Annotated in this window: 18 protein-coding genes and 1 pseudogene; 16 read left to right on the top strand and 3 right to left on the bottom strand. The window is 70.9% G+C overall.

The features are described from left to right. The first annotated feature begins 79 nt into the window (after positions 1 to 79). From FHS37_RS29540 to FHS37_RS29510, 7 genes are all read left to right on the top strand, one after another. Complete coding sequence (locus FHS37_RS29540) at positions 80 to 526, top strand: DUF1428 family protein (protein ID WP_229890078.1); 447 nt, start codon at positions 80 to 82, stop codon at positions 524 to 526. Then, complete coding sequence (locus tag FHS37_RS29535; protein WP_229890077.1) at positions 523 to 1800, top strand: MFS transporter; 1278 nt, start codon at positions 523 to 525, stop codon at positions 1798 to 1800. The genes FHS37_RS29540 and FHS37_RS29535 overlap by 4 nt, the downstream gene beginning before the upstream one ends. 94 nt (positions 1801 to 1894) lie before the next feature. Next, positions 1895 to 2401: an SRPBCC family protein gene (locus FHS37_RS29530; RefSeq protein WP_184826787.1), complete on the top strand. Its 507-nt coding sequence runs from the start codon at positions 1895 to 1897 to the stop codon at positions 2399 to 2401. Positions 2402 to 2433: 32 nt separating this feature from the next. Continuing rightward, positions 2434 to 2904: an SRPBCC family protein gene (locus FHS37_RS29525; RefSeq protein WP_184826785.1), complete on the top strand. Its 471-nt coding sequence runs from the start codon at positions 2434 to 2436 to the stop codon at positions 2902 to 2904. Between the two features lie 37 nt (positions 2905 to 2941). Then, positions 2942 to 3676 carry an SDR family NAD(P)-dependent oxidoreductase gene (locus FHS37_RS29520; RefSeq protein WP_184826783.1) on the top strand — a complete coding sequence of 245 codons (735 nt, stop codon included), beginning with the start codon at positions 2942 to 2944 and terminating at the stop codon, positions 3674 to 3676. Then, a complete protein-coding gene (locus FHS37_RS29515) occupies positions 3673 to 4470 on the top strand; it encodes a class I SAM-dependent DNA methyltransferase (protein WP_184826781.1) in 798 nt (265 codons plus the stop codon). Before FHS37_RS29520 ends, FHS37_RS29515 begins: the two co-directional genes overlap by 4 nt. A gap of 16 nt (positions 4471 to 4486) precedes the next feature. After that, positions 4487 to 5578: a ScyD/ScyE family protein gene (locus FHS37_RS29510; protein ID WP_184826779.1), complete on the top strand. Its 1092-nt coding sequence runs from the start codon at positions 4487 to 4489 to the stop codon at positions 5576 to 5578. Positions 5579 to 5636: 58 nt separating this feature from the next. On the opposite strand, the gene FHS37_RS29505 is transcribed toward FHS37_RS29510, so the two are convergent. Continuing rightward, a complete protein-coding gene (locus FHS37_RS29505) occupies positions 5637 to 6389 on the bottom strand; it encodes a DUF899 domain-containing protein (protein WP_184826777.1) in 753 nt (250 codons plus the stop codon). Positions 6390 to 6647: 258 nt separating this feature from the next. On the opposite strand from FHS37_RS29505, the gene FHS37_RS29500 reads away from it, so the two are divergent. From FHS37_RS29500 to FHS37_RS29475, 6 genes are all read left to right on the top strand, one after another. Then, positions 6648 to 7619: a DUF1702 family protein gene (locus FHS37_RS29500; RefSeq protein WP_184826774.1), complete on the top strand. Its 972-nt coding sequence runs from the start codon at positions 6648 to 6650 to the stop codon at positions 7617 to 7619. Between the two features lie 64 nt (positions 7620 to 7683). Continuing rightward, positions 7684 to 9531, top strand: a complete 1848-nt coding sequence (locus tag FHS37_RS29495) for a CRTAC1 family protein (protein WP_184827028.1) — start codon at positions 7684 to 7686, stop codon at positions 9529 to 9531. 5 nt (positions 9532 to 9536) lie between these two features. Beyond that, entirely contained in the window at positions 9537 to 10508 is a 972-nt protein-coding gene (locus FHS37_RS29490) for an enediyne biosynthesis protein (RefSeq protein ID WP_221500486.1), read from the top strand. Continuing rightward, entirely contained in the window at positions 10505 to 16360 is a 5856-nt protein-coding gene (locus FHS37_RS29485; RefSeq protein WP_184826770.1) for a type I polyketide synthase, read from the top strand. The genes FHS37_RS29490 and FHS37_RS29485 overlap by 4 nt, the downstream gene beginning before the upstream one ends. 76 nt (positions 16361 to 16436) lie before the next feature. Next, positions 16437 to 16895, top strand: a complete 459-nt coding sequence (locus FHS37_RS29480) for an acyl-CoA thioesterase (protein ID WP_184826768.1) — start codon at positions 16437 to 16439, stop codon at positions 16893 to 16895. After that, positions 16892 to 17476 carry a flavin reductase family protein gene (locus tag FHS37_RS29475; protein ID WP_184826766.1) on the top strand — a complete coding sequence of 195 codons (585 nt, stop codon included), beginning with the start codon at positions 16892 to 16894 and terminating at the stop codon, positions 17474 to 17476. Before FHS37_RS29480 ends, FHS37_RS29475 begins: the two co-directional genes overlap by 4 nt. Positions 17477 to 17499: 23 nt before the next feature. Here the strand turns inward: FHS37_RS29475 and FHS37_RS29470 are convergent, their stop codons facing one another. Next, positions 17500 to 18225, bottom strand: a complete 726-nt coding sequence (locus tag FHS37_RS29470) for a helix-turn-helix transcriptional regulator (RefSeq protein WP_184826764.1) — start codon at positions 18223 to 18225, stop codon at positions 17500 to 17502. A 949-nt stretch (positions 18226 to 19174) separates the two neighbouring features. Between FHS37_RS29470 and FHS37_RS29465 the strand changes: the two are divergent. Next, a pseudogene (locus FHS37_RS29465) lies at positions 19175 to 19345 on the top strand (pirin family protein); the annotation flags it as partial. 752 nt (positions 19346 to 20097) lie between these two features. Here the strand turns inward: FHS37_RS29465 and FHS37_RS29460 are convergent. Further along, a complete protein-coding gene (locus tag FHS37_RS29460) occupies positions 20098 to 20703 on the bottom strand; it encodes a histidine phosphatase family protein (protein WP_184826762.1) in 606 nt (201 codons plus the stop codon). A gap of 296 nt (positions 20704 to 20999) precedes the next feature. On the opposite strand from FHS37_RS29460, the gene FHS37_RS29455 reads away from it, so the two are divergent. Both FHS37_RS29455 and FHS37_RS29450 read left to right on the top strand, forming a co-directional pair. Further along, positions 21000 to 21665, top strand: coding sequence for a response regulator (locus tag FHS37_RS29455; RefSeq protein ID WP_184827024.1), 666 nt, complete (start codon positions 21000 to 21002; stop codon positions 21663 to 21665). Next, entirely contained in the window at positions 21662 to 22795 is a 1134-nt protein-coding gene (locus FHS37_RS29450) for a sensor histidine kinase (RefSeq protein WP_184826760.1), read from the top strand. Before FHS37_RS29455 ends, FHS37_RS29450 begins: the two co-directional genes overlap by 4 nt. The last annotated feature ends 198 nt before the right edge of the window (positions 22796 to 22993 follow it).

Raw genomic sequence — 22993 nt, 5'->3', positions numbered from 1 at the left:
GTTCACTACGTATTCGTATAGCCTCCTGCCGGACAGCTCGATTCGCAGGCCCCCTTTCCCGGGGCCCAGATCTCGCTGGGTGGTGGATTCCGTGTATTTCATCTGGTTCCTGCACAGGGTGCCCAGGTCACGCGAAGAGGATTTCCGCACCGTCGTCTATGACGCCGTCGAAGTGTTCCGCCGGCACGGCGCCATCGGGGGCACTGTCATGGAAGTGAGCGACCCGGCGGCGAAATACGGCTGCTCGGACATCGAATCCGGCGTCGACGTGGCGGCGGACGAGGTGATCTACGCCGAACTCACCTACTTCCACGACCGCGCGCACTACGACGAGGTCATGCCGAAGGTCGACGCCGACCCCGAGTTGGCGGAGCTCTACGAAAAGCTCGTGGAGACAGTCGATGTCTCGAGAATTCTGCGCAGCGAGATGAGCACCGTATTCGAGTTGATGAACACCGACGAGTACGCCAAGTACCGGAGTACTCCGCACAGGCAGTGGCATCCGGCGCACCGGGAGACAGTGTGACGACTGAGCACCAGGAGGAGGCCGGTTCGGCGAAAGCCGAACCCACGTGGAACTTACGGGCCGTCACCTGGCTCTCCGGGGCCCAGTTCTTCATGTTCGGCATCGCCATCGGCGTGATGACGGTCGCCTGGGCGGAGGTCATCCGCTCCCTCGATCTGAGTGACGGGTTCTTCGGCACCGCGCACCTGCTGCTGCCGGTCGTTGGACTGCTGACCCTGCTCGCCGCCAAGCGGATCTACCGCTACCTGGATCACCGCTGGATCGGCATCTACGGCCAACTCGCCCTCATCGGGCTGCTCGTGATGCTGGCCGTGAGCGACCACTTCGTGGGCCTGCTGATCGCCTTCGTCCTCGCCGGCCTCGGATCCGCACTGGTCGACACCGCCACCAACAGCGTGTTCATGGAGATCCAGGCCCGCAGCGGCCGCGAAGTGATGAACATGATGTACGCGATCAACAGCGGCGGCACGGTCATCAGCGCCCTCGGCGCGGGTGCGCTGATCAGCCTGGACATGAACTACCGCTGGGTCGCCGTGCTGTTCGTCGCCATCATGGTGCCGGTGCTCCTCGCCTCCTTCGTCATCAGGTACCCGCCGGTCAACCGGGAAGAGCCCGAGGAGGCGCCGAGCGGCGCGGAGGCGGAGGGCGGCACCGGACTCGTCAAGCTGATGCGCAACCCGCTGTTCCGCGTGGTCTTCGTGATGACCGTGCTCGGCATCGCGGTCGAGAGCATCGTGCAGGTCTGGTCGGTCATCTACGTCGACCAGCTCCTCGACGCCCCCATCGTCTACGGCGGCGCGGCCTTCGCCCTCTTCAGCCTCACGATGATGATCGGCCGGATGATCAACGCCTGGCTGGTGGCCTCCCTGGGCATCCGCAGGTCGTTCCTGATCTCCGCGGCGGGAACCGCCCTCTCCGGCGCGCTGCTGATGGGCGCCTTCGACCTGTGGTTCTCCGTCTTCGCGTTCCTGCTCATGGGCATCGCCATCGCCGGCGTACAGCCCACCTGCCTCAGCGCCGCGGCCCGGGTGGCGCCCAGCCGCGTCAACATCGTCGCGGCGGCCATGATGGTGCCCGCGTACGCCGCGTTCATCGCGACGCCGACCGTTTACGGGTGGCTCTCCGACGCCACCTCCCTGAACACCGCCATGGTGCTCGTCGTGGCCGCAGGCGTCGGGGTCGGCGTGCTGGCCCTGGGCCGCCCGATCGCGGAGGCCGACCGGGCGGCGGAGCCGGCCGAGTCCGGGGATCCCACGCTCATCGCCCGGGCCTGACCGGCCCGTCCGCGCCGCGCACCGCCGGCGCACTTCCATCACGCCCGGCCCCGTGCACTCCTCTCCCCGCCCACGCACAGAAGCGGAGTTCATGATGAGCGGATCGCTCAGCGCCCTCGGAACGGCATCGCGCACGGCACGCACGGCGAGGCTCGACCGGGTCCTTCCGGCGACACCCGACGAGGTGTGGCGGGCCTGGACCGAACCGGACCGGCTGCCTCACTGGTTCGGTCCGGTCCTCAAGGGCGTACCGGGGCCCGATGCGGAGTACGTCCTCGAGGGCCGCGGCGAGCACGGCGACACCATCGTCTGCCGCGTCCTGGCCTGGGAGCCGGCCAGCCGGCTGCGGGTCACCTGGCGCTACACCGGCGAGAGCGAGTCCGAGCTGCAACTGGACCTGTCGCCCACGGAAGACGGCGGTACCCGACTGCTCCTCGAGCACGTGGGGTTCGGCCCGGAGGCCGACCCGGTCGACTACGCGGCCGGCTGGCATATGTACACCGACAACCTGGAAGCACACCTCGCCGGCACGCCCGGGGTGGCGGACTCCGACGCGCGCTGGAGGGAACTGATGCCCGTCTACGCCGCATCCGCCGACTGAGTTCGCAGAACAGAGCAAGGAGAGAGCACGGCATGAGCACCACCGACGAGAACGGCACCCCCCAGGGCGCCGTTCAGGTCCCCGACATCCTGCACTCCACGCTGGTCCGCGTGGCGCCCGACGTCGTGTACGACCTGCTGTCCAGCGGCACGGGCTGGGACAAGTGGTTCACCGACGGCTCGGCCTTCGGCCCGTCCGAGGGCAGCCCGGTGCACCTGGTCTGGCGCGGGTGGACCGACGACGGCAGCGATGTCACCGACGACGGGGTGGTCAAGGAGTGCGTGCCGAACGAACGCTTCGCGTTCACCTGGGGCACACCGCCCTCGCTGGTCACCTTCACCACCGCCGAGCACCCGGACGGCACCTGGCTCACGGTGGTGGAGACGGGACTGCCGCAGACCGCGGCCGGTCTCGCCCGGTTCGGGGAGTGCGCGACCGGATGGGGCGAGGCCCTGACCCTCCTCCGCTGCTACGCCGAACACGGAATCCGCCTGTCCACCTGAGCGGGCACCGCCCCCGCCGACACAGGAGCTGATGTTCATGACAGACCCCCGCACCCCATCACGTGTCGCTCTGGTCACCGGCGCCAGCACGGGCCTCGGCGAGACCATCGCAGAGTTCCTCGGCGGCGCCGGCTGGCAGCTCGTGCTCACCGCGCGGACCGAGTCCGATCTGGCGGCGGTCGCCGAACGGCTCACCGACCGGGGCGTCACCGTCGTCGCGGTGGCGGGGGACGTGGGGGAGGCCGCGCACCGGGAGCGGCTGATCGCCGAGGCCGGCTCGCTCGGACGCCTCGACTGGCTGGTGAACAACGCCTCCCAGATGGGGGTCAGTCCGATCAGGCCGCTCCTCGACCACCCGGTGGACGTCTTCGAGAAAGTGCTCCGCACCAATGTGGTCGCTCCCGTGGCCCTGGCGCAGCTCGCGCTGCCGCTGCTGCGGAAGACCGGCGGACTGGTGGTCAACCTCTCCAGCGAGGCGGCCGTGGACGTGTTCCCGTGCGCGGGCATCTACGGGGCCAGCAAGGCCGCCCTCGACCAGGCATCGCGCATCATCGCGGCGGAGCTGACCGACACCGGCGTGGGCGTCACCTGCGTCGATCCGGGAGGGATGCGCACGCGCGGCTACGCCGAGGCGGAGCCCGACTTCGACCTGTCGGGCGTGCCGGCACCGGACGTGACACTGCCGTTCTGGAAGTGGCTGGCACAGACCTCCTCCGGGGAGGTCTCCGGCCAGCGGTACATGGCGCAGGCCGGCCCCTGGGACACCCGATGAGCCCCCGGCCGGAGGCGGACGACGGGTACGGGGCTCCGTACAGCGCGCTCGCCCAGGTCTACGACCGCTGGATGGCCGCCGACCGCGTCCCGTACGACCAGTGGCTCAGCTTCGCGAAAAGACGATTTGCCGAATCCGGCCTCGAGGTGCGGAGCGTCCTCGACGTGTGCTGCGGCACCGGTATGACGATCAAAGCGCTGCAGGACCACGGCTACGAGGTCACCGGGGTCGACGCGTCCGCCCCGATGCTGGACATCGCCCGGACCCGCACCGCCCCCGGCACCGAACTGCTCTGCCTGGCCGTGCCCGACGAGCGCCTCGCGGAGCTGGGCCCCTTCGACGCGGCCCTCGTCTGCTTCGACGGGGTGAACTACCTGACGGGAGGAGACGCCCTCACCGCCACCCTGCACCAACTCGCCCGGGCGCTCAGGCCCGGCGGGGTGCTCGTCTTCGACCTCAGCACCCGGCGCGCCTTCGAAGAGATCGCCGCCCTCGGCGAGTTCGGCGAGGACTTCGGCGACTTCGCCTACATCTGGAAGACCCGGCACAAGCCGGACACACCCGCGTACGAATACCTCGTCTCCCTCTTCGTACCCGAGGGTGAGCTGTTCCGGCGATCGGTCGAGCAGCACGCGCAGCGCCACTTCACCCGCGACGAGGTCGGGAACGCGCTGCGCGCCACCGGATTCACCGACATCGCCGTCTCGGACGACTACACCGAGCGCGAAGCGACCGACACGACCCGACGGGAGACCTGGAGCGCCCGCCGCACGATCGGCTCCACACCACGATGACGCCCAGGAGGCCCTGATGCTGCGCCGTTTGTGCACCGCCACGCTCGCCACTGCCCTGTTCTGCGGACTGATGACCGGCACCGCCTCGCAGGCCGGGGCCGACGGACGGCTCGACGTGGTCGCCGAGAACCTGGTGACCCCCCGCGGGCTCACCTGGGACGCCCACGGCGGGCGCGTCCTGGTCACCGAGGCCGGCCGGGGCGGACCCGGCCCGTGTGCGCCCGGCGTGGGCGGGTACCCCGTCTGCTTCGGCGCCACCGGGGCCGTCACCTCGTACACCCCGGGGAAGAGGAAGACCGAGCGCATCGCCACCGGTCTCCCTTCGGTGATCAACGAGTTCAGTGTGCTCGGGCTGCACGACATCGACGCGAGCCGTGGGCGGATCTCCGTCGTCTTCGGCCTCGGCGGCGAGACGGCCACCCGCAACGGTCTGGGCCCGGCCGCGCGGGGGCTCGCACAGACCGGCACCATCGACAGGAAGGGCCGTCTTCACCCGGTCGGGGACCTCCTTGCGTTCGAACAGCGGTACAACCCGCACCGCGCGGACGTCAACGCCAACGCGTACGGGATCGCCCGGGTGCCGGGCGGGACCCTGGTGGCGGAGGCCGGCGGCAACAACATCCTGTCGGTCACCGACAACGGATCGGTCCGCATGGTGGCCCTGATGCCCGACCAGGTCGTCGACGGCAAGCCGCTCGAGTCGGTGCCGTCGACCATCGTGAAGGGGCCCGACGGAGCCTTCTACATCAGTGAGTACAGCGGCGAGCCGACCCAGCCGGGGAAAGCCCGGATCTGGCGCATGGCGCCCGGACGGAAGCCGGTCGTCGTGACGAGCGGGTTCACCGGCATCATCGACCTCGCCTTCGACCGCCAGGGACGGATGCTGGTGCTCGAACTGGCCGAGAAGGGCTTCGACTCGCCCGACCGCACCGGCCGGCTGGTGCGCGTCGAGCGGGACGGACGGCGGACGGTCCTGGCACGCGAGGGACTGGAGCACCCCGGCGGGGTCACCGTGGCCCCCGACGGTGACATCTACCTGACCAACCGCACGACCTCGCTCGGCGAGGCCGACGGCCAGCTGCTGCGACTGCGTCCGGGCCGGTCGTGAGGCCAAGGGGCGCCGGGGACGGGCCGACCGTCCCCGGCGCCCCCGGTCGCGGGCGGCGTCAGCCGTCGCAGTGGCCGCAGCCCTCCCGGCCGCTCCGGTCACCGTAGTCGTCGTGGTGCCGGACCCAGTTCATGATCCCCGCCTCTTCCTGGCGCCCGAGCGGGGTGAGATCCAGGTAATTGAACGTACCGTTGAGGAGATCGGTGCCGCGCGAGTAGGTCGAGTATGTATGGAACACCCTCTCGTCCTCGCGGAGGAAAACGCTCAGACCATGCTGCTCCCCGCTCAGGGCCCAGGAACCGATCCCGGCCTCCTGTAACTCCTCCTTCGTGCGGAAGTTGAAGAGAATCGGTGCCACGGATTCATCCATGGTGACGTGGAAGTCGTAGTTGAACGACGTCCCGTGGGACGAGAACCAGGGGAATGACCACCCCATGCGCTCGCGGAATTTCGTGATGGTTGCGAGCGGCGCACGGGAAACCGCGGCAAACGATGTGCGGGCCGCGTGCAGATGCGCCAAGTGGCCGATATTGTCGGCGAGGAGCGAGCACCCGGTGCAGCCGGCTTCCCAGTCGGGGTCCAGCATGAAGTGGTAGACGATGAGTTGACGACGGCCGTCGAACAGGTCGAGGAGGGTGGACGAGCCGTTCGGTCCGTCGAAGACGTACGGCTCGGTGATCTCGACCATCGGCAGTGCCCGGCGCCGGGCACTGAGTGCGTCCCGTTCCCGGTCGAACTGCTTCTCTCGTGCCAGCAGTTCCTTGCGGGCCGCCAACCATTCTTCTCGGGACACAATCGCTGGACTGCTCATTTCCGGGCCTCGCCTTCGTCGTGTTCTCCCAGCAGGGGAACCCTACCGGAAGCGCGGCGGCCGCAGCGTTCGACGCCCGTGGTGGCACTCGGTGCATTCGCGCTCTCCCGGGGGTCGAAACCCGCGCTCCCGCGATCCGGCAGTTCGGGCCGGGAATAGGGAGCGCACATTTCGAGTAGACAGCGGCCCCGAACCGCCGGGTACATTCGGCAGGTCTTTCCGTACCGCTTGAGGTACCCAGACGAGGGGGACCGCACAGTGACGGCTGCATTGCGCGCGCTCCGGCGCCGAATACTGACCCCGGCCTTGTCCAGTACGAGTCTGGAAGTCCGCGGATTCCGGAGAAAGGATCCGGAGGCCCAGGAACTGCTGGAGACTATCGGACGCAGCTTCCTCGAAGGCTACGGACAGATCGTCGAAGCACCGGATCCGCAAGCCGCGGAGCCCCGACTGGAAGCGGTTCCCCGGCGGTTCCGGGGTTTCGCCTACGAGGGCGCGGCCATGGGCTGCTCCATCATGGACGCGCTGCCCGGCAGCGGGGGACGACGCCTCAGCGGCCTGCTGGCAGGGCGCGGAGGCGCGCACACGTACATGGCCTACATCGGCGTCGGCTGGGCCATGGCGCGGCTGCCGCGGATGCTGCACCCGGACGTCCAGGAGACGGACCCGCTCCTGAGGTGGCTGATCCTGGACGGATACGGCTTCCACCAGGCGTACTTCCACACCGACCGCTACGTCCACGGGCAGCACCGCGAGCGGAAGCTGCCGTGGCCCCAGGACCAGGCATCGTACGCGCACCGCGCGGTGGACCAGGGGATCGGCCGGGCGCTGTGGTTCGTCGGCGGCACCGACGTCAACGCTGTCCTGGCGCTCGCCGGAGCCTTCGCCCCGGCCCGGCGCGGCGACCTCCTCAGCGGGGTGGGACTGGCCGCGACCTACGCCGGCGGGGCCGGCGCGGACGAACTGCGGCGCCTGCGGGACGGTGCCGGGGAGCACCGGCCGCAGCTCCTCCAGGGTTCGGCGTTCGCCGCGGAGGCGCGCGAACGCGCCGGACTGACGGAGCCCCACACCCGGCTGGCGACCGAGGTGCTGTGCGGCGTGGAACCGCCCGAGGCGGCACGCGTCTGCCGGGAGACACGGCCGGGCGCGTCCGACCGCGTGGACACGCCCGCGTACGAGACATGGCGTCAACGCATAGCCGGAGCACTCGTTTCCGGGGGAAGGTGCTAGCCACGTGACCACCGTGCGATCCCGTCTCCACCTGAAGCTCCCAGGAATCGTCGCCGTCCTCCTCATGGTGGTGACCTACATCGTGGTGCGTCCCGCGACGCCGTCCAACGCGCAGACCGACGAGCGGGCGAGCGCCTTCGCGTTCACCCCGAAGACCATCGCCATGCCCGCCGGCTACGACCAGCAGGAGATCCGCAAGGTCAACAAGTCCTACCGGCACATCGAGGCGTGGATCTCCTCGGTGGGCGCCGGCATCGCGATGAACGATGTCGACGGCGACGGCTTCTCGAACGACCTCTGCGTCACCGATCCCCGGATCGACGAGGTCGTCGTGACGCCCGCGCCCGACGAACGCGGCGACCGTTACGCGCCGTTCGTCCTCGATCCCGCCCCGCTCCCCATGGACGACGTGATGGCCCCGATGGGCTGCGCAGCCGGTGACTTCAACGAGGACGGGAACAGCGACCTGCTCGTCTACTACTGGGGCCGCACCCCGATCATCTTCCAGGCCCGGTCCGGTGGGGACGGCATGACCGCCGACGCCTTCGAACCCGTCGAGCTGGTCGCCGATGTGGGCAGGGCACGCTACACGGGGCCCCGGTGGCACAGCAACGCGGTGACGATCGCCGACTTCGACGGAGACGGCCACGAAGACGTCTTCATCGGCAACTACTTCCCCGACAGCCCTGTCCTCGACCCCTCCGTGCGGGGCGGCGTGGTCATGAACGACTCGCTCTCCAACGCCCTCAACGGCGGCGAGGACCACATCCTGCGCTGGACCGAGGACGGCTTCGTCCAGGCCGAGGACGTCATGCCCCGGGACATGCGCGTCGGCTGGACGCTCGGCGCCGCCGCCACCGACCTGGACGGCGACCACCTGCCCGAGCTCTACGTCGCCCACGACTTCGGCACCTCGCGACTGCTGCACAACAGGTCGGAGCCCGGCAGCATCAAGTTCGGCGAGGTGAAGGGCGCGCACCACCCGATGGTTCCCAAGTCCAAGCGCATAGGCGCGAGTTCCTTCAAGGGGATGGGCATCGACTTCGGGGACCTGAACCAGGACGGGCTGCACGACATGTTCGTCTCCAACATCACCACCTCCTTCGGTCTCCAGGAGAGCAACTTCGCGTTCATGAGCACCGCCGACGGCACGGACGACGTGCGCGCCCGGATGAGCCGGGGCGAGGCGCCGTACGTGGACCGCAGCGGCGGCCTCAACCTCGCCTGGTCGGGCTGGGGCTGGGACGTGAAGATGGGCGACTTCGACAACGACAGCCAGCTGGAGATCACCCAGGCCACCGGCTTCGTCAAGGGCCGGAACAACCGCTGGGCCCAGCTTCAGGAACTGGCCACCGCCAACGACGGCCTGGTCGCCCACCCCGGCTGGTGGCCCCACGTCAGGAAGGGCGACGACCTGGCCGGCTCCCAGACCATGCGGTTCTTCGCCAGGACACCGGACGGCGACTACGCGAACCTGTCGGACAGGCTCGGCCTGGCCGTGCCCGTCCCCACTCGCGGCATGGCCGTCGGGGACTCCAACGGCGACGGCAGGCTCGATCTGGCGGTGGCACGGCAGTGGGGCGAGCCCGGCTTCTACCTGAACGAGAGCCCGGCAGCCGGCGACTTCCTGGGCCTGAAGCTGACCCACCCCACCGGATCACCGGTCGTCGACGCCCAGGTGTCCGTGACCCTGCCCGACGGCACCCGGAGAGTCAGCCGGGTCGATGGCGGCGGCGGCCACTCCGGCAAGCGCAGCCACGACGTGCACATCGGTCTCGGCGAGCAGGGCGACGCACCCCTGCGGGTGCGGCTGAAGTGGCGCGACCGCTCCGGCGCGGTCCACGAGAAAGACCTGAGGCTCGCCCCCGGCTGGCACGACCTCCAGCTCGCGTCCGACGTCAAGGAGAAGTGACCGACATGACCGAGGCACCCACCACACCCCCACGGCACGACCCGAAGATCGTCACCGCGCTGCGTCGGTTCGCCATCTCGATCACCGTGCTCAACATAGCCGGGTACACCGTGCTCGGTTTCGAACAACCCTGGCTGTGGCCCTTCATCGCGGTCGCCGTCGGCTACTCCGTCGAAACGGTCCTGGAGTTCATCGGGGCCTGGGTCGAGGAGCGCCGGCCGCGCTTCGCCGGGGGCGGGGCGAAGGGCGTCCTGGAGTTCCTGTACCCCAGCCACATCACCGCGCTCGCCGTCAACATGCTGCTCTACGTGAACGACCGGCTGTGGGTGATGGTCCTCGGGGTCGTCATCGCGGTCTCCGCCAAGTGGGTCCTGCGCGCGCCGGTGCGGGGCAAGCCCCGGCACTTCATGAACCCGTCGAACTTCGGCATCGCGGTGGTGCTGCTGCTGTTCCCCTGGGCCAGCATCGCGCCTCCCTACCAGTTCACCGAGTACACCGGCGGGGTGGTCGACTGGATCATCCCCGCGGTGATCGTCGTCCTGGGGACCCTGCTCAACGCAAAGCTCACCGGACGCATGTGGCTGATCGGCGGATGGCTGGTCGCCTTCGTCCTCCAGGCCGTGCTGCGGGGGCTCCTCTTCGACACCGCGATTCCGCCCGCCCTGGGGATGATGACAGGGGTGGCCTTCGTCCTGTTCACCAACTACATGGTCACGGACCCCGGCACCACACCCTCGCGGCCCGTCGCGCAGGTCGCCTTCGGCGGCGGCGTCGCCGTGACGTACGGGATCATGACCGGGCTGGGCATCGCGTACGGGCTGTTCTTCGCCACGGCCGTGGTCTGCCTCGTGCGCGGCGGCTACCTCTGGCTGGTGCACCTGCGCACCGAGCCGGTCAGGACGGAGCCGGCGTCGGCGCCGGCCGTCAAGACCCGGGACGTCTCCTCGGGCACCGGGAAGGAACCGGTGGCGGCATGACTCGCGTAGCGATCGTCGGCATGGCCTGCCGGTTCCCCGACGCCGCGTCCCCCCGGGAACTGTGGGAGAACGCGGTGGCGGGCCGGCGGGCCTTCCGCCGCATCCCGGACGTACGGATGCGCCTGGACGACTACTGGGACCCCGACCCGGCCGCCCCCGACCGGTTCTACGCGCGTACGGCCGCCGTCCTGGAGGGCTACGCCTTCGACCGCGTCGCGCACCGGGTCACCGGCAGCACCTACCGCTCCACCGACCTCACGCACTGGCTCGCCCTGGAGACCGCCGGCCGCGCGCTCGCCGACGCCGGATTCCCGGAGGGCGGCGGGCTGCCGCACGCCCGGACCGGTGTCGTCGTCGGCAACACCCTCACCGGGGAATTCACCCGGGCGGGCGGCATGCGGCTGCGCTGGCCGTACGTACGCCGCGTGCTCGCGGAGGCGCTGCGGGGGCAGGGCTGGGACGACGACCGGCTCGCCGTGTTCCTCGACGGTGTCGAGAAGACCTACAAGCAGCCGTTCCCCCCGATCGACGAGGACTCGCTGGCGGGGGCCCTGTCGAACACCATCGCGGGGCGGATCTGCAACCACTTCGGACTGGGCGGCGGCGGGTACAGCGTCGACGGCGCCTGCTCCTCCTCGCTGCTCTCGGTCACCACGGCCGCCGGTTCCCTGCTGAGCGGAGATCTCGATGTCGCCGTCGCCGGGGGCGTCGACCTGTCCATCGACCCGTTCGAGATCGTCGGCTTCGCCAAGACCGGCGCCCTCGCCCGGTCGGAGATGCGTGTGTACGACCGCGGCTCCAACGGGTTCTGGCCCGGCGAGGGCTGCGGCATGGTCGTGCTGATGCGTGAGGAGGACGCCCGCGCGGCGGGTCTGCGCCGTTACGCGACGATCGCGGGATGGGGTGTCTCCTCGGACGGGCAGGGGAGCATCACCCGCCCCGAGTCGGGCGGCTACCGGCTGGCCCTGGCACGCGCCTACGAACGGGCCGGGTTCGGGATCGACACGGTGCCGTTCTTCGAGGGGCACGGCACCGGCACTCCGGTGGGCGACGCCAACGAACTCGGCGCCCTCACCGCCGCCCGCGCGGAGGCCGACCCCCACGCACCGGCCGCCGCCATCGGCTCCGCCAAGGCGATGATCGGCCACACCAAGGCCGCCGCCGGGGTGGCCGGACTGATCAAGGCCGTGATGGCGGTGGACGCGGGGCTGCTGCCACCCACCATCGGCTGCCATGAGCCGCACGAGCTGCTCACCGGAGCGGGAGCGGGTCTGCGCGCGCTGCGCACCGCCGAGCCGTGGCCCCGGGACATGCCGCTGCGCGCCGGGGTCACCGCGATGGGCTTCGGCGGCATCAACACCCATGTCGTCCTCGAGAAGGAGGCGCCGCCGCGCCACCGGGCGCCCAGTCGGCACCACATCGCGCTCGCCGGTTCCCTCCAGGACTGCGAGCTGCTCCTCCTGGACGGGGCATCACGGACCGAGCTGCACGAGCGCCTGACCAGGGTGGCCGATCTCGTGCCCCGGCTGTCCTACGCGCAACTCGCCGACCTGGCCCACACCCTCCAGCGCGACCTGCGGGAACTGCCGTGGCGCGCGGCCGCGGTGGTGACCTCGCCGGAGGACGCCGAGCGCCGGCTGCGGCAGTTGACCGACGCGCTGGATCAGGCCCCCGGCCCGCTGGTCACCGTCGACGACCGGGCCTTCATCGGGTGCGCGGGAGGCGGGGCTGCGCGTATCGGCTTCCTCTTCCCCGGCCAGGGTTCCGGCCGGGGCACCGACGGCGGCGCGCTCCGCCGGCGCTTCGCCCAGGCCGCCGAGGTGTACGAACGGGCAGGGCTGCCCGATGCCGGCGACCCGATCGCGACCGATGTGGCGCAGCCGCGTATCGTCACCGCCGCCACCGCTGGACTGCGCGTGCTCGACTGGCTCGGCGTGGAGGCCGAGGTGTCGGTCGGGCACAGCCTGGGCGAACTCGTCGCCCTGCACTGGGCGGGAGCCCTGGACGAGGCGCTGTTGTCGCAGGCGGCCCGGGTGCGCGGCGAGGCCATGGCCGCGCACAGCGAGCCGGGCGCCATGGCGTCCCTGTCGACGGACCCCGAGCGGGTACGGGCGCTGACCGGCGGCCTCGACGTGGTCATCGCCGGGTACAACGGGCCCGAGCGGACGGTCGTCGCCGGTCCGGCCGACTCCGTGTCCGCCGTCGTCGAGCGGGCCGCCCGGGAGGGGGTCGCCTGCACGCCGCTTGCGGTGTCCCACGCCTTCCACTCCCCGCTGGTCGCACCGGCCGCCGACGTGTTCGGGGGCTGGCTGGACGACACGCGGTTCGGGCCGGTGCGGCGCCGGGTGCTGTCGACCGTGACCGGGCAGGAACTGGCCGAGGACACCGACCTCCGCAAGCTGCTGCACCGGCAGATCACCGAGCCTGTGCTCTTCACCCGGGCGGTCCAGGAGGCGGCCCGGGGCGCCGACCTGTTCGTCGAGGTGGGGCCGGGGCAGGTGCTCAGCTCCCTGGCCACCGGTGCGACCGGCGTACCGTCCGTTGCGCTGGACACGGACGAGCGGTCCTTGCGCGGTCTGCTCCGGGTCGCCGGGGCCGCGTACGTGATCGGAGCCCCGCTGATGCACGAGCGGCTGTTCACGGACCGGCTCACCCGGCCCCTGGACCTCGACGCCGAGTTCGACTTCCTGGCGAGCCCGTGCGAGAGCGTCGTGCCCGACGGGCCGGCGGCCGTGCCGCCCACAGGGGTGCGGGAAGCGGACGGAGCCCCCTCGCCCGGCGGGAGGAGGCACGCGTCCGGCGACGGAGGGGCGGCCGGCGCCGGCGAACCGGTGGACGGCCAGGGGCAGTCGGCCGTCGAAGTGCTGCGCGCCCTGGTGGCCGAGCGGACCGAACTCCCCGCGGAGCTGGTACGGGACGACAGCAGCCTCCTGGACGACCTGCACATGAGCTCCATCACCGTGGGGCAGATCGTCAACCAGGCGGCCACCCGTCTCGGACTCGCCACCGCACACGCCCCGGCCAACTTCGCCACCGCCACCCTTGCCGAACTCGGCGAGGCCCTGGACTTGCTGGCCGCCACCGGCTCCGGGGGCAGTGCCGGGGCGCCCCCGGCCGTGCTGGGTGCCGCCTCCTGGGTGCGAGCCTTCACCGTGGACCTGGACGAGGAGCCGGTCCCAGCGATGCGGGCCGAAGCGTCCGACGGCGAATGGGAGTTGTTCGCCGCGGAGGAGCACCCGTACGCCGAGGAGCTGCGGAGCGCACTGCGCGGCGCACGAGTGGGGCCCGGCGTCCTGGTGTGCCTGCCGCCGCGGTGCGCCCGCGACCGGCTGGCGCTGGTGCTCGACGGTGCGCGCCGGGCCCTCACGGGCGAGGCCGGGCAGCGGTTCGTGCTGGTCCAGGAGGGCCTCGGCGCGGCCGGTCTCGCCAAGTCCCTCCACCTGGAGGCACCGCACCTGCGGACCACGGTCGTGGACACCCCGGCGGCCGAGGGCGTCGTGGACAGGATCGTCGCCGAGGTGGCGGCGACCACGCGGTTCACGGAGGCGCGCTACGACGCCGCCGGGACCCGCCGGGTGCCCGTGCTGCGGGTGCTGCCGGTACGCGGCGAGCGCACCGACGAGGTCCTGGACTCCACCGACGTCCTCCTGGTGACCGGGGGCGGCAAGGGCATCACCGCGGAGTGCGCGCTCGCCGTGGCCGCCCGGACCGGGGTCGCCGTGGCGGTCGTGGGCCGCTCCGACCCGGCCCACGACGAGGTCCTCGCGGCGAATCTGCGGCGCATGGCCGACCGGGGCGTCCGGGTGGGCTACGCCCGCGCAGACGTCACCGACCCGGAGCGGGTGAGGGCAGCGGTCGCAGAACTGACCGCCGAACTGGGGCCCGTCACCGCGGTGCTGCACGGCGCCGGACGCAACGAACCCGCCGCACTCGCCGATCTGACCGAGGAGGACTTCGAGCGGACCCTGGCGCCCAAGGTCGACGGGCTGCGGGCCGTCCTCGCGGCGGTCGACCCCGGCGCCCTGAAACTGCTGGTCTGCTTCGGCAGCGTGATCGGGCGTACCGGACTGCACGGCGAGGCCCACTACGCCACCGCCAACGAACGGCTCGCCGACCTCGCCGAGCGGGTGGCCGATGCGTCGCCGCACTGCCGTGTGCGGTGCGTGGAGTGGTCCGTGTGGTCCGGTGTCGGCATGGGCGAGAAGCTGTCCGTCGTCGAGTCCCTGGCCCGCCAGGGCATCACGCCGATCTCCCCGGACCAGGGCGTGGGGGTACTGCTGCGGCTGATCTCCGATCCGGACGTCCCACCGGTCACCGTCGTCACCGGCCGTACGGGAGAGACGGACACGCTGCGCCGTGAGCGCCCCCCGCTGCCTCTGCACCGGTTCACCCTCGCCCCGCTGGTCCGCTACCACGGCGCCGAGCTGGTCACGGAGGCGGAGCTGAACGTGGGCACCGACCCGTACCTCGGCGACCACCTGCTCGACGGCAACCTGCTGCTCCCCGCCGTGATCGGCATGGAGGCGATGTGCCAGGTGGCCGCCGCCGCCACCGGGTGGAGCGGCGTCCCGGTCCTGGAGGACGTGAGGTTCCTGCGCCCCGTCGTGGTGCCGCCCGACGGCACGGCCCGGGTGCGGATCGCCGCCACCGTCACGGACGCGGACACGGTGGAGGTCGTCCTCCACGCGGAGGAGTCCGGGTTCGTCGCCGAGCACTTCCGGGCACGGTTGGTGTTCTCCGGCCCACCGGTACCCGAAGGGCCGCCCACGCCGAGCGGACCGGGCCTCGGGGACGTACCGCTGGAGCCGGCGACGGACCTCTACGGCGACGTGCTCTTCCAGGGCGACCGCTTCCGGCGGCTGGGCCGGTTCCACCGCGTCTCGGCGCGGCACGTGGACGCCGACCTGTCGGTGGCCGAGGCGCCGGACTGGTTCGCTCCCTACCTCCCGGGCGGGCTGCTGCTGGCCGATCCGGGGATGCGGGACGCGCTGATGCACGGCAACCAGGTGTGCGTGCCCGATGCCACCCTGCTGCCGTCGGGCGTCGACCGGTTGTACCCGCTCGCCGCGGGCGCCGACGTACCGAAGGAGCTCCGCTACTGCGCGGTCGAGCGGGAGCACGAGGGCAACACGTACGTGTACGACATCGCCGCCTACGCCCCCGACGGACGCGTCGTGGAACGGTGGGAAGGATTGCGCCTGACGGCGGTGCGCCGGGGGGTGCGCAGCGGCCCGTGGGCCGCGCCCCTGCTCGCCTCCCACCTGGAGCGAACCGTGGAGGAACTGACCGGGCAGCGGGCGGCCTTCGCGGTGGAGCCGGACGGGGGACGGGGGACGGACGGGGCTTCGGCGGACGGTGCGGTGCGCCGTTCGCCGACGGCGCGGGCCGCGAGCCGTGCCCTGGGTGCTCCCGCCGTCGTCACCTACCGGCCGGACGGCCGACCCGAGCTGCCCGGCGGCATGGCGGTGTCCGCCTCCCACACGGCCGGGTGGACGCTGTGCGCGGTGGCCGACGCCGCCGCCGTGGGGTGCGACATCGAACGGGTCGTGGCCCGGCCGACGGCCGAGTGGGAAGGGCTTCTCGGCGATCACGCCCCGCTGGCGGCCATGGCCGCAAAGGAGACGGGAGACAGCTACGACACCGCGGCGACCGCCGTGTGGGCCGCCCTGGAGTGCATGCAGAAGGCCGGCCTCACCACGCACGCCCCCCTCTCGCTGACACCGCGCACCGTCGAGGGCTGGACGGTGTTCGCCTCGGGCGGGCTTCGCGTGGCGGCCCTGACAACCCGGGTCAAGGGCGTGCCGGAACCGGTGGCCGTCGCGGTCCTCGTCGCCGCGGAGCCCGGCCCGTGACAGCCGTCCCGCACTCGCGAGCACTGCCGCACCCGTGCCGCAGGTACCGCACCGCTCAGGAAGGAAGGACAGGTTCGTGGCGGACCACTTCGAGTACCGGCATGTCGTCGGCTTCGAGGAGACCAACCTCGTCGGCAACGTCTACTACGTCAACTACCTTCGCTGGCAGGGGAGGTGCCGCGAGATGTTCCTGAGCACCCACGCCCCGGAGGTGCTCGCCGACATCCTCGCGGATCTCAAGCTGTTCACCTTGAAGGTCGACTGCGAGTTCTTCGCCGAGATCAGCGTGTTCGACGAGCTGTCCATCAGGATGAGACTGACCGAACTCCGTCAGACACAGCTGGAGTTCACCTTCGACTATGTCCGACTCGACTCCGGAGGGTCCGAGCGGCTGGTCGCCCGGGGCAGACAGCGCGTCGCCTTCATGCGGGGCCCGAACACGGCCACGGTCCCGGCTCCCGTACCCGAACCGCTGGTCCGGGCGCTGGAGGCGTACGCTCCGTCGTCCCGGCCCCGGACCGGGTGGAGCACATGACCGGCCTTCGCGAGACCTCACCCCCGCTGCCGGCGCGGCGCGACACGGACGCGAAGGAGCTGCGTCGCGCGTTCGCGGAGTTCGCCACCGGGGTCACCGTGGTGACGGTGGGCGAGCCCTCCCCGCGCGGAATGACCGCGAACTCCTTCACCTCGGTGTCCCTGAACCCGCCGCTGCTGCTCGTCTGCGTCCACAACGACGCTGTCATGCAGCAGGCCCTCCACCCCGTGCGTCACTTCGGGGTGTCGGTGCTCGGCGCCGCCCAGGAGGCCGAGGCCCGGCACTTCGCCGACCATTCCCGCCCCGCGGGCCTGCAGCAGTTCGACGCGGTCGGGTGGTCCCCCGGCGCCACCACCTCGGTACCCCTGATCGACGGTGCGCTGGCGCGCTTCGAATGCGAGAAGTGGCGGGTGTACGACGGCGGCGACCACACGATCCTCGTCGGCGCGGTGGTCAGTTGGAGTCGGGCGTCGGCGGTGGACGCGGGGGCTGCGGAGGCGGGAGCGGGCAGGAATGCTCTGCTGTACTTTCGCGGCCGGTTCCAGCAGCACGGCTTTGTGGCCGAGGGGCCGCCCCGGTGAAGCACGAGCCGGGGCGGGGCGTGTCACGAACTGACCGGGGCCGGACGCTGTTCCCGGTGCGGCACCGAGCCGAGACGAAGGGCGGCCGGATTCACCTGGTGCAGACGGATCGCGACCGGGGCCGGCGCGTGGTCCGCGGACGTGGTGATCGGTCCGACGCCGCCGACCGTCGGGGCGTGCCCCACCGGTCGCCCTTCGCCGGTCCTCTGTGTCACGGAACGTGCCAGCACATGCCAGCTCCCCGGAGGCACATTGTCGAGCACGAAGGCCCCGGGACGGGGCAGCACCGTGCAGCGCACCGGGTGGCCGTCCGGAACGGCGGAGGGGAAGAGCCCCACGAAGACCACCCCGGACTGATCCGCGGCGGGTGCCTGCACGTGTCCGTGAAGCGGCACCGGTGCCGTGGGGATGCCCTCTGCCGGCTGCGGGCCCGTCGGGGGGAGAGGGTCCGCCGAACGGAGCCGCCGGTACGCGGACGGGGTGACGCCCGTGTAGGACTTGAAACATGAGCTGAAGGTCCCGACGCTGCTGTATCCGACGGTGTGGCTGATCTCGGCTATGTTGAGCTGGGAATGAGAGAGGAGCCGCTTCGCCTCCTCGAAGCGGAGGGCTCTGAGGAAACGTCTGGGAGAAACACCTATGAGGTGTGTGAACTCTCGGGTGAAGTGGAATCTGCTGAAGCCGACCGCCTGGGCCACGCCGTCTATGGTCAGCTCTTCCCTGAAGTTGTGACGCATGTCGGCTATCACGCGGACGACGGCACGCGTAATTGCAGTCTCCATAACCTCTCCCTCACCAGGAAATGCAGTCATCGAAGATCTTGTTGTGCAGGAAAAAAGGGGGGTACGAGCAGGTGGAGCGACTGGACGGGGCCAGTCGCAAGGGGGATGCCGTCACGCCCGGTTGAGCGGCCCACCCCCAGGCGAGGCAATTGAGGTCTGAATATCTGATGCCCGACTGAAAAAACACAGGAGTTTCCGATCGATTCCGTTCTCTGCACCCGGCTTCGTCGATGCGATCACTCAAGGCTCTAACATCGTGACCGGGTCGGATCGGCGGCGACAGGCTACCTCTTGGCCGTTGGCTGATTTCGGTGGGTTCTGCGCCCGGCTCGCCCTGATACGTGATGGGGATTGGCTTGGAATTGCCGTGATGCGGAGCCTCCGAGGGTTTTATGCCCAGGTGTCGAGAGGGGCGGATGTGATAGGTGAGGCGGAGGAGTGGAGTGGACTGCCGAATGCGTCAGCCGATGCGAGGGCGACTGCCCCCTGTCCTCGCGGTGGCGAGAGGACTTTCTGAGGGTGACGGTCGCTGGCGTGAGCCGGGGTCCGTCTTCGAACCGGCGGCGTACTCCTCGAACCGCATCGCCCCGTACCCCGCGGTCCGGTCCGCCTTCGCCTGGCCCGCGGCGCGGCCTTCTCGGCGTTGTGGATCTCCGTCACACGCGTGGTCGCCTTGTCCTGGGTCGCAAACCCGGACTCCTTCACCTGCCTCCCGGCCGCGGGCCGGTACCGGATCCTGCACGGGGGCGGCGCTTCGACCACCGCGGCCGTGGATGCTCACGCTCCTTGAAGGCGACCCCATCCCACGAACCGGCGAACCCGAGGACATGGACTGCCGACCCCCGGCGACCGATGCTGACGGTTTGCTGACCAGCAGAGGGCGGAACACTGCCGACCTGCACTGATGCGCGCACGGCTCGCTGTGTTCCGGAACTGGATCGGCCGGACCCAGGAGGAGGTCGAGCAGGCCCGCCGGGACTGGACGGAGGGCACGCGGTTCGGCGAGGTGAAGGGCTGCGACGGGGACCCGCTGCCGGCCCCCGAACCGCCGGCGACACCACTGAGGCCGTGGGGAAGAACCCGCTGACTCGCGAGAACGGCTGGGTATGCCGAAGGCCTGACCTCTGGATCCGGGCGGTCCCCGGGGCCGGCCGTCCGCGGGCGGCTGTGGCAGGGCTCTTGCCGACCCCTTGCTCACTCCACTGACGCGTCACCGGTTCTCCGCAGGGGGTTCGTGCCCTGCTTCGCGAGGGCGGGACGACCCTTGCGGACCGGATGGCCACTGGACGGATTCCGACCTGACGGGCGAGCGGGTCACGCCCTGGTACGGGAACCTGGCGCCCGGTCTGGCGTCCTGCGGAAGTCATCCAAGGCGAGTGGCCGTGGTGGCGAGCGTTCCCGGACCGCTTCCTGGAGGGGCACGGCAGGGCGGAGTGCTCCCGGCAGGTTCTTCGTCCGCTGGTGGTGCAGGGGGCAACGCATCACCGACCCGCGCACATGGCGGCCATGGGAAGCTCGTCGGAGTCGCTGGCCCGGGAACGGCCCGGATCCTGCTTTGCCCTGGCTGCCGCCGACACGGGTCCGTCCTGCCGGTGCCTGCCCCCTTCGGCCGGTCGTCGCGGAGTGCTGGTGGGCTCGGAGGGCGGGGAGCCGATCCGGACCTCGGGCACCGTTCTGTTGGTGACCTGCCGGTCCTCCGCCCGAGACCGGCCTGTCGCCGCCCTGGGGTACGAGGGGCGCGCCATTGGTTCCCCGTGACCAGCGTCGGTCCGACGCCCCGACAGCGCTCCGCGACATCGCCGCACAGCTCCCGGCCCGATGGCCGCCGGTGCGACCCAGTCAGACACTGGTCAGGTGATCCCAAGGCGTGCGGCCTGTCCCGATCCGAGGCGTGGGGCCGAAGCGCACGTTCCCGTAGTCGTCCTGCGAGCGCAGAGTCACCGCGGCCACCGGAGGCACCGTGATGTGCCAGAACGCGCTCACCGGATCCGACAGAGCGTGGATCAGCGCGGCTCGAATCACAGCCGGTTCGGTGATGGCCACTGCGTGCCCCCTGCGTGGCGGCAGGCTGCTGAGCCAGTCCTTGATCCGTCGGCAGAGCTGGCGCACGGATTCGCCCCCGTGGGGCACGGCATCCGGGTCCGTCAGCAAGGCGGAGAGCCCGTAAGGATCGGTAGCGGCGATCTCGGCAACGGTACGGCCGTGCCACTCGCCGTAGTCGAAGTCGCGCAGCGCAGGCTCCACCTCGGCCGTGACGGCGAGGGCCTGAGCGGTGCGCGCGCAGCCGGGGGAGGGCCCCCGGACGGCCACCGAGTATCCGGGCAGGGCTGCCCCGAGGACGTCTGCTTCAGGCAGGCCGGGCTCGCTCACCGCAACGTCACCGAAGATCGGCCTGCTCATGTCGTTCGCGGCAATCGCACAGAGAAAAGTGAGGGAGACCGGCATCCGGCTCGTCTCCTTTCTGCCCGGCAGCGGTTTGAAGACCGACTGTGACGGAGCGGTCGGCTGAGCCTGCAGCCAGTCGATCAGGCACGCGGCCGGGACAGCGGGAAGGGACTTCGTCCGCTGCCTCCACGGTCGGGCAAGGCCGCCTGTGAACCCATCCGGCACATGTCCGGTGTGTCCCCGCCGACCGGCTGGAGGGGCCCCGCCGCCCGGCGGCTATCGGTCCCGGTAGCGGGAAGCACGCCCGGCGGTGGGTACGAATCGGACAGTGGGACCCCATGGCGAGTGGAGCACGCATGATCCGGGTGATGGTGGTCGACGACGAGGCCCTGATCCGTACGGGCTTCCGGCACATTCTCGAGGCGGCAGACGACATCGAGGTCGTGGCGGCGGTTCCCGGCGGCCAGGCGGTCCGAACGGCACAGGAACGACGCCCCGCCGTCGTACTGCTGGACATCCGGATGCCTGACGTGGACGGTCTCAGCGTTCTGGCCGACCTCCGCGGACTGCCGGACCCTCCGGTGGTGGCCATGCTCACGACGTTCGGGATGGACGAGTACGTCGCCGCGGCACTTCACTCGGGCGCCGCCGGCTTCCTGCTCAAGGACACCGACCCGGAGCACCTGCCCTCCCTGGTGAGGACTCTGGCGGACGGCGGCACGGTTCTGTCGTCCGAGGTCACCCGGACTGTCGTGGACGGCTACCTGAACGCCGGCCCGCAGCAGGACGCCGTCCGCAGTCTCGACCGGCTCACCGATCGCGAGCGTGCCGTGCTCGCAGCCGCTGCCGAGGGCCTGACCAACGCCGAGATCGCCGCCCGGATGCACCTGAGCACCGGCACGGTCAAGGACCACGTGAGCGCCATCCTTGCCAAGCTGGAGGTGGGCAGTCGCATCCAGGCCGCCCTGCTCGCGGAACGCGCCGGCTTCTTGAGGCCACCGCGGGACCAGGAGGAACCATGAGCATCCGCCGCCCGCCCGCTCCGCTGCTGGACGCAGCCCTTGTCGCAGCGTCATTGTTCGATGTCTGGGTCCACGCCGATGCCTCCGAGCCGCTGCGCATGGCCTGCGCCCTGGCCGCCGCCTTCGCCCTTCTCCTGCGCCGGCGCCTGCCGAGACTCACGTTCCTGCTCACCCTTCCTGCCGTTCTCCTCTCCGACGCGGTCTTCGCCGCCCTGGCCGCGCTGTACACGCTCGCCGTGCTCACCCGCGGCCGCACTCTGCTGGTCGTCTGCGCCGTGGCGTTCACTTGCAGCAACCTGATCTCGCTGCTGTCGCCCGGATTCGGCTTCTCGATACCGTCGACCTTCATCGCCCTGGGCTACACGGCGGCGACAGCGGCCGCGCCGGTCTTCCTCGGCCGGCTCGTGCAGGCCCGGCGCGATCTGTCGTTGCGACTCGCGGAGATCTCCCGGGCACGCGACCATGAGCGGCAGCTGACCGCCCAGACCGTACTGGCCAGGGAACGCACGACACTCGCCCGCGAAATGCATGACGTCGTCGCTCACCAGGTCAGCCTCATCGCGGTGCGAGCCGGGGCACTCCAGGTCGGCAGCCGCGACGCCGAAGTGAAACAAGCCGCAGCCACGATCCGGAAGCTGAGCGTGCAGACGCTGGAAGAGCTGCGGCACATGGTCAGCGTCCTGCGCACCGCCGGCGGCAGTCCTGTGGAACTGATTCCGCAGCCCTCCCTCGCCGATCTTCAGCGGCTGGTCGACAACAGTGACATCGAGACCGAGCTGCGGACAGACCTGTCGGGCAGCCTGCCACCCCCGGTCCAGCGCGCCATCTACCGCACCGTCCAGGAGGCGCTGACCAACGTGCGCAAGCACGCACCCGGCGCGAGAGCGGCCGTGCGCATCCGCCACGAGCACACAACGGTCCGCGTCACCGTCACCAACTCGCCGCCGACGCGACCCACCCTGTCCCTTCCCAGCGCCCACTACGGCCTGGTCGGCCTGCGCCAGCGTGCCGAGCTGCTCGGTGGCACCGTCACCTGTGGCCCCACAACGGACGGCGGTTATCAGCTGTGTCTGACACTCCCGGTCGCCGGCACACGGGGACGATGCGAGCCGGGCGCGCAGCGGCGTTGAGGCTGCCCGTCCGGCACCGCCGTCCGCGCCCCTGCGCCTACGCCGCACAGTCCTCGGCCCAGTCCTCGGCCGCGAGGACGAGCAGGTCCCGTCACGCTGCGTGCCGCGTCCCGGCTGGGTCCTCGGACAGCACGACCGCGGTTGTGACGCACTCCCTCACGGGCTCACGGCGGACCTCGACGCTGCCGCGAAGCCGTC

Source organism: Streptomyces griseomycini (assembly GCF_014203535.1).
Classification (GTDB): Bacteria; Actinomycetota; Actinomycetes; order Streptomycetales; family Streptomycetaceae; genus Streptomyces; species Streptomyces griseomycini.
The sequence above is the reverse complement of the archived record's forward strand: the minus strand, read 5'-3'. Positions and strand labels throughout refer to the sequence as shown.

Excerpts from the sequence above, each read along its gene's own strand:
- FHS37_RS29450 (WP_184826760.1), top strand. The coding sequence starts at position 21,662 with ATGAGCATCCGCCGCCCGCCCGCTCCGCTGCTGGACGCAGCCCTTGTC.
- FHS37_RS29510 (WP_184826779.1), top strand. The coding sequence starts at position 4,487 with ATGCTGCGCCGTTTGTGCACCGCCACGCTCGCCACTGCCCTGTTCTGC.
- FHS37_RS29460 (WP_184826762.1), bottom strand. The coding sequence starts at position 20,703 with ATGCCGGTCTCCCTCACTTTTCTCTGTGCGATTGCCGCGAACGACATG.
- FHS37_RS29525 (WP_184826785.1), top strand. The coding sequence starts at position 2,434 with ATGAGCACCACCGACGAGAACGGCACCCCCCAGGGCGCCGTTCAGGTC.
- FHS37_RS29505 (WP_184826777.1), bottom strand. The coding sequence starts at position 6,389 with ATGAGCAGTCCAGCGATTGTGTCCCGAGAAGAATGGTTGGCGGCCCGC.
- FHS37_RS29530 (WP_184826787.1), top strand. The coding sequence starts at position 1,895 with ATGAGCGGATCGCTCAGCGCCCTCGGAACGGCATCGCGCACGGCACGC.
- FHS37_RS29520 (WP_184826783.1), top strand. The coding sequence starts at position 2,942 with ATGACAGACCCCCGCACCCCATCACGTGTCGCTCTGGTCACCGGCGCC.
- FHS37_RS29515 (WP_184826781.1), top strand. The coding sequence starts at position 3,673 with ATGAGCCCCCGGCCGGAGGCGGACGACGGGTACGGGGCTCCGTACAGC.
- FHS37_RS29490 (WP_221500486.1), top strand. The coding sequence starts at position 9,537 with ATGACCGAGGCACCCACCACACCCCCACGGCACGACCCGAAGATCGTC.
- FHS37_RS29485 (WP_184826770.1), top strand. The coding sequence starts at position 10,505 with ATGACTCGCGTAGCGATCGTCGGCATGGCCTGCCGGTTCCCCGACGCC.
- FHS37_RS29495 (WP_184827028.1), top strand. The coding sequence starts at position 7,684 with ATGGTGGTGACCTACATCGTGGTGCGTCCCGCGACGCCGTCCAACGCG.
- FHS37_RS29455 (WP_184827024.1), top strand. The coding sequence starts at position 21,000 with ATGATCCGGGTGATGGTGGTCGACGACGAGGCCCTGATCCGTACGGGC.
- FHS37_RS29475 (WP_184826766.1), top strand. The coding sequence starts at position 16,892 with ATGACCGGCCTTCGCGAGACCTCACCCCCGCTGCCGGCGCGGCGCGAC.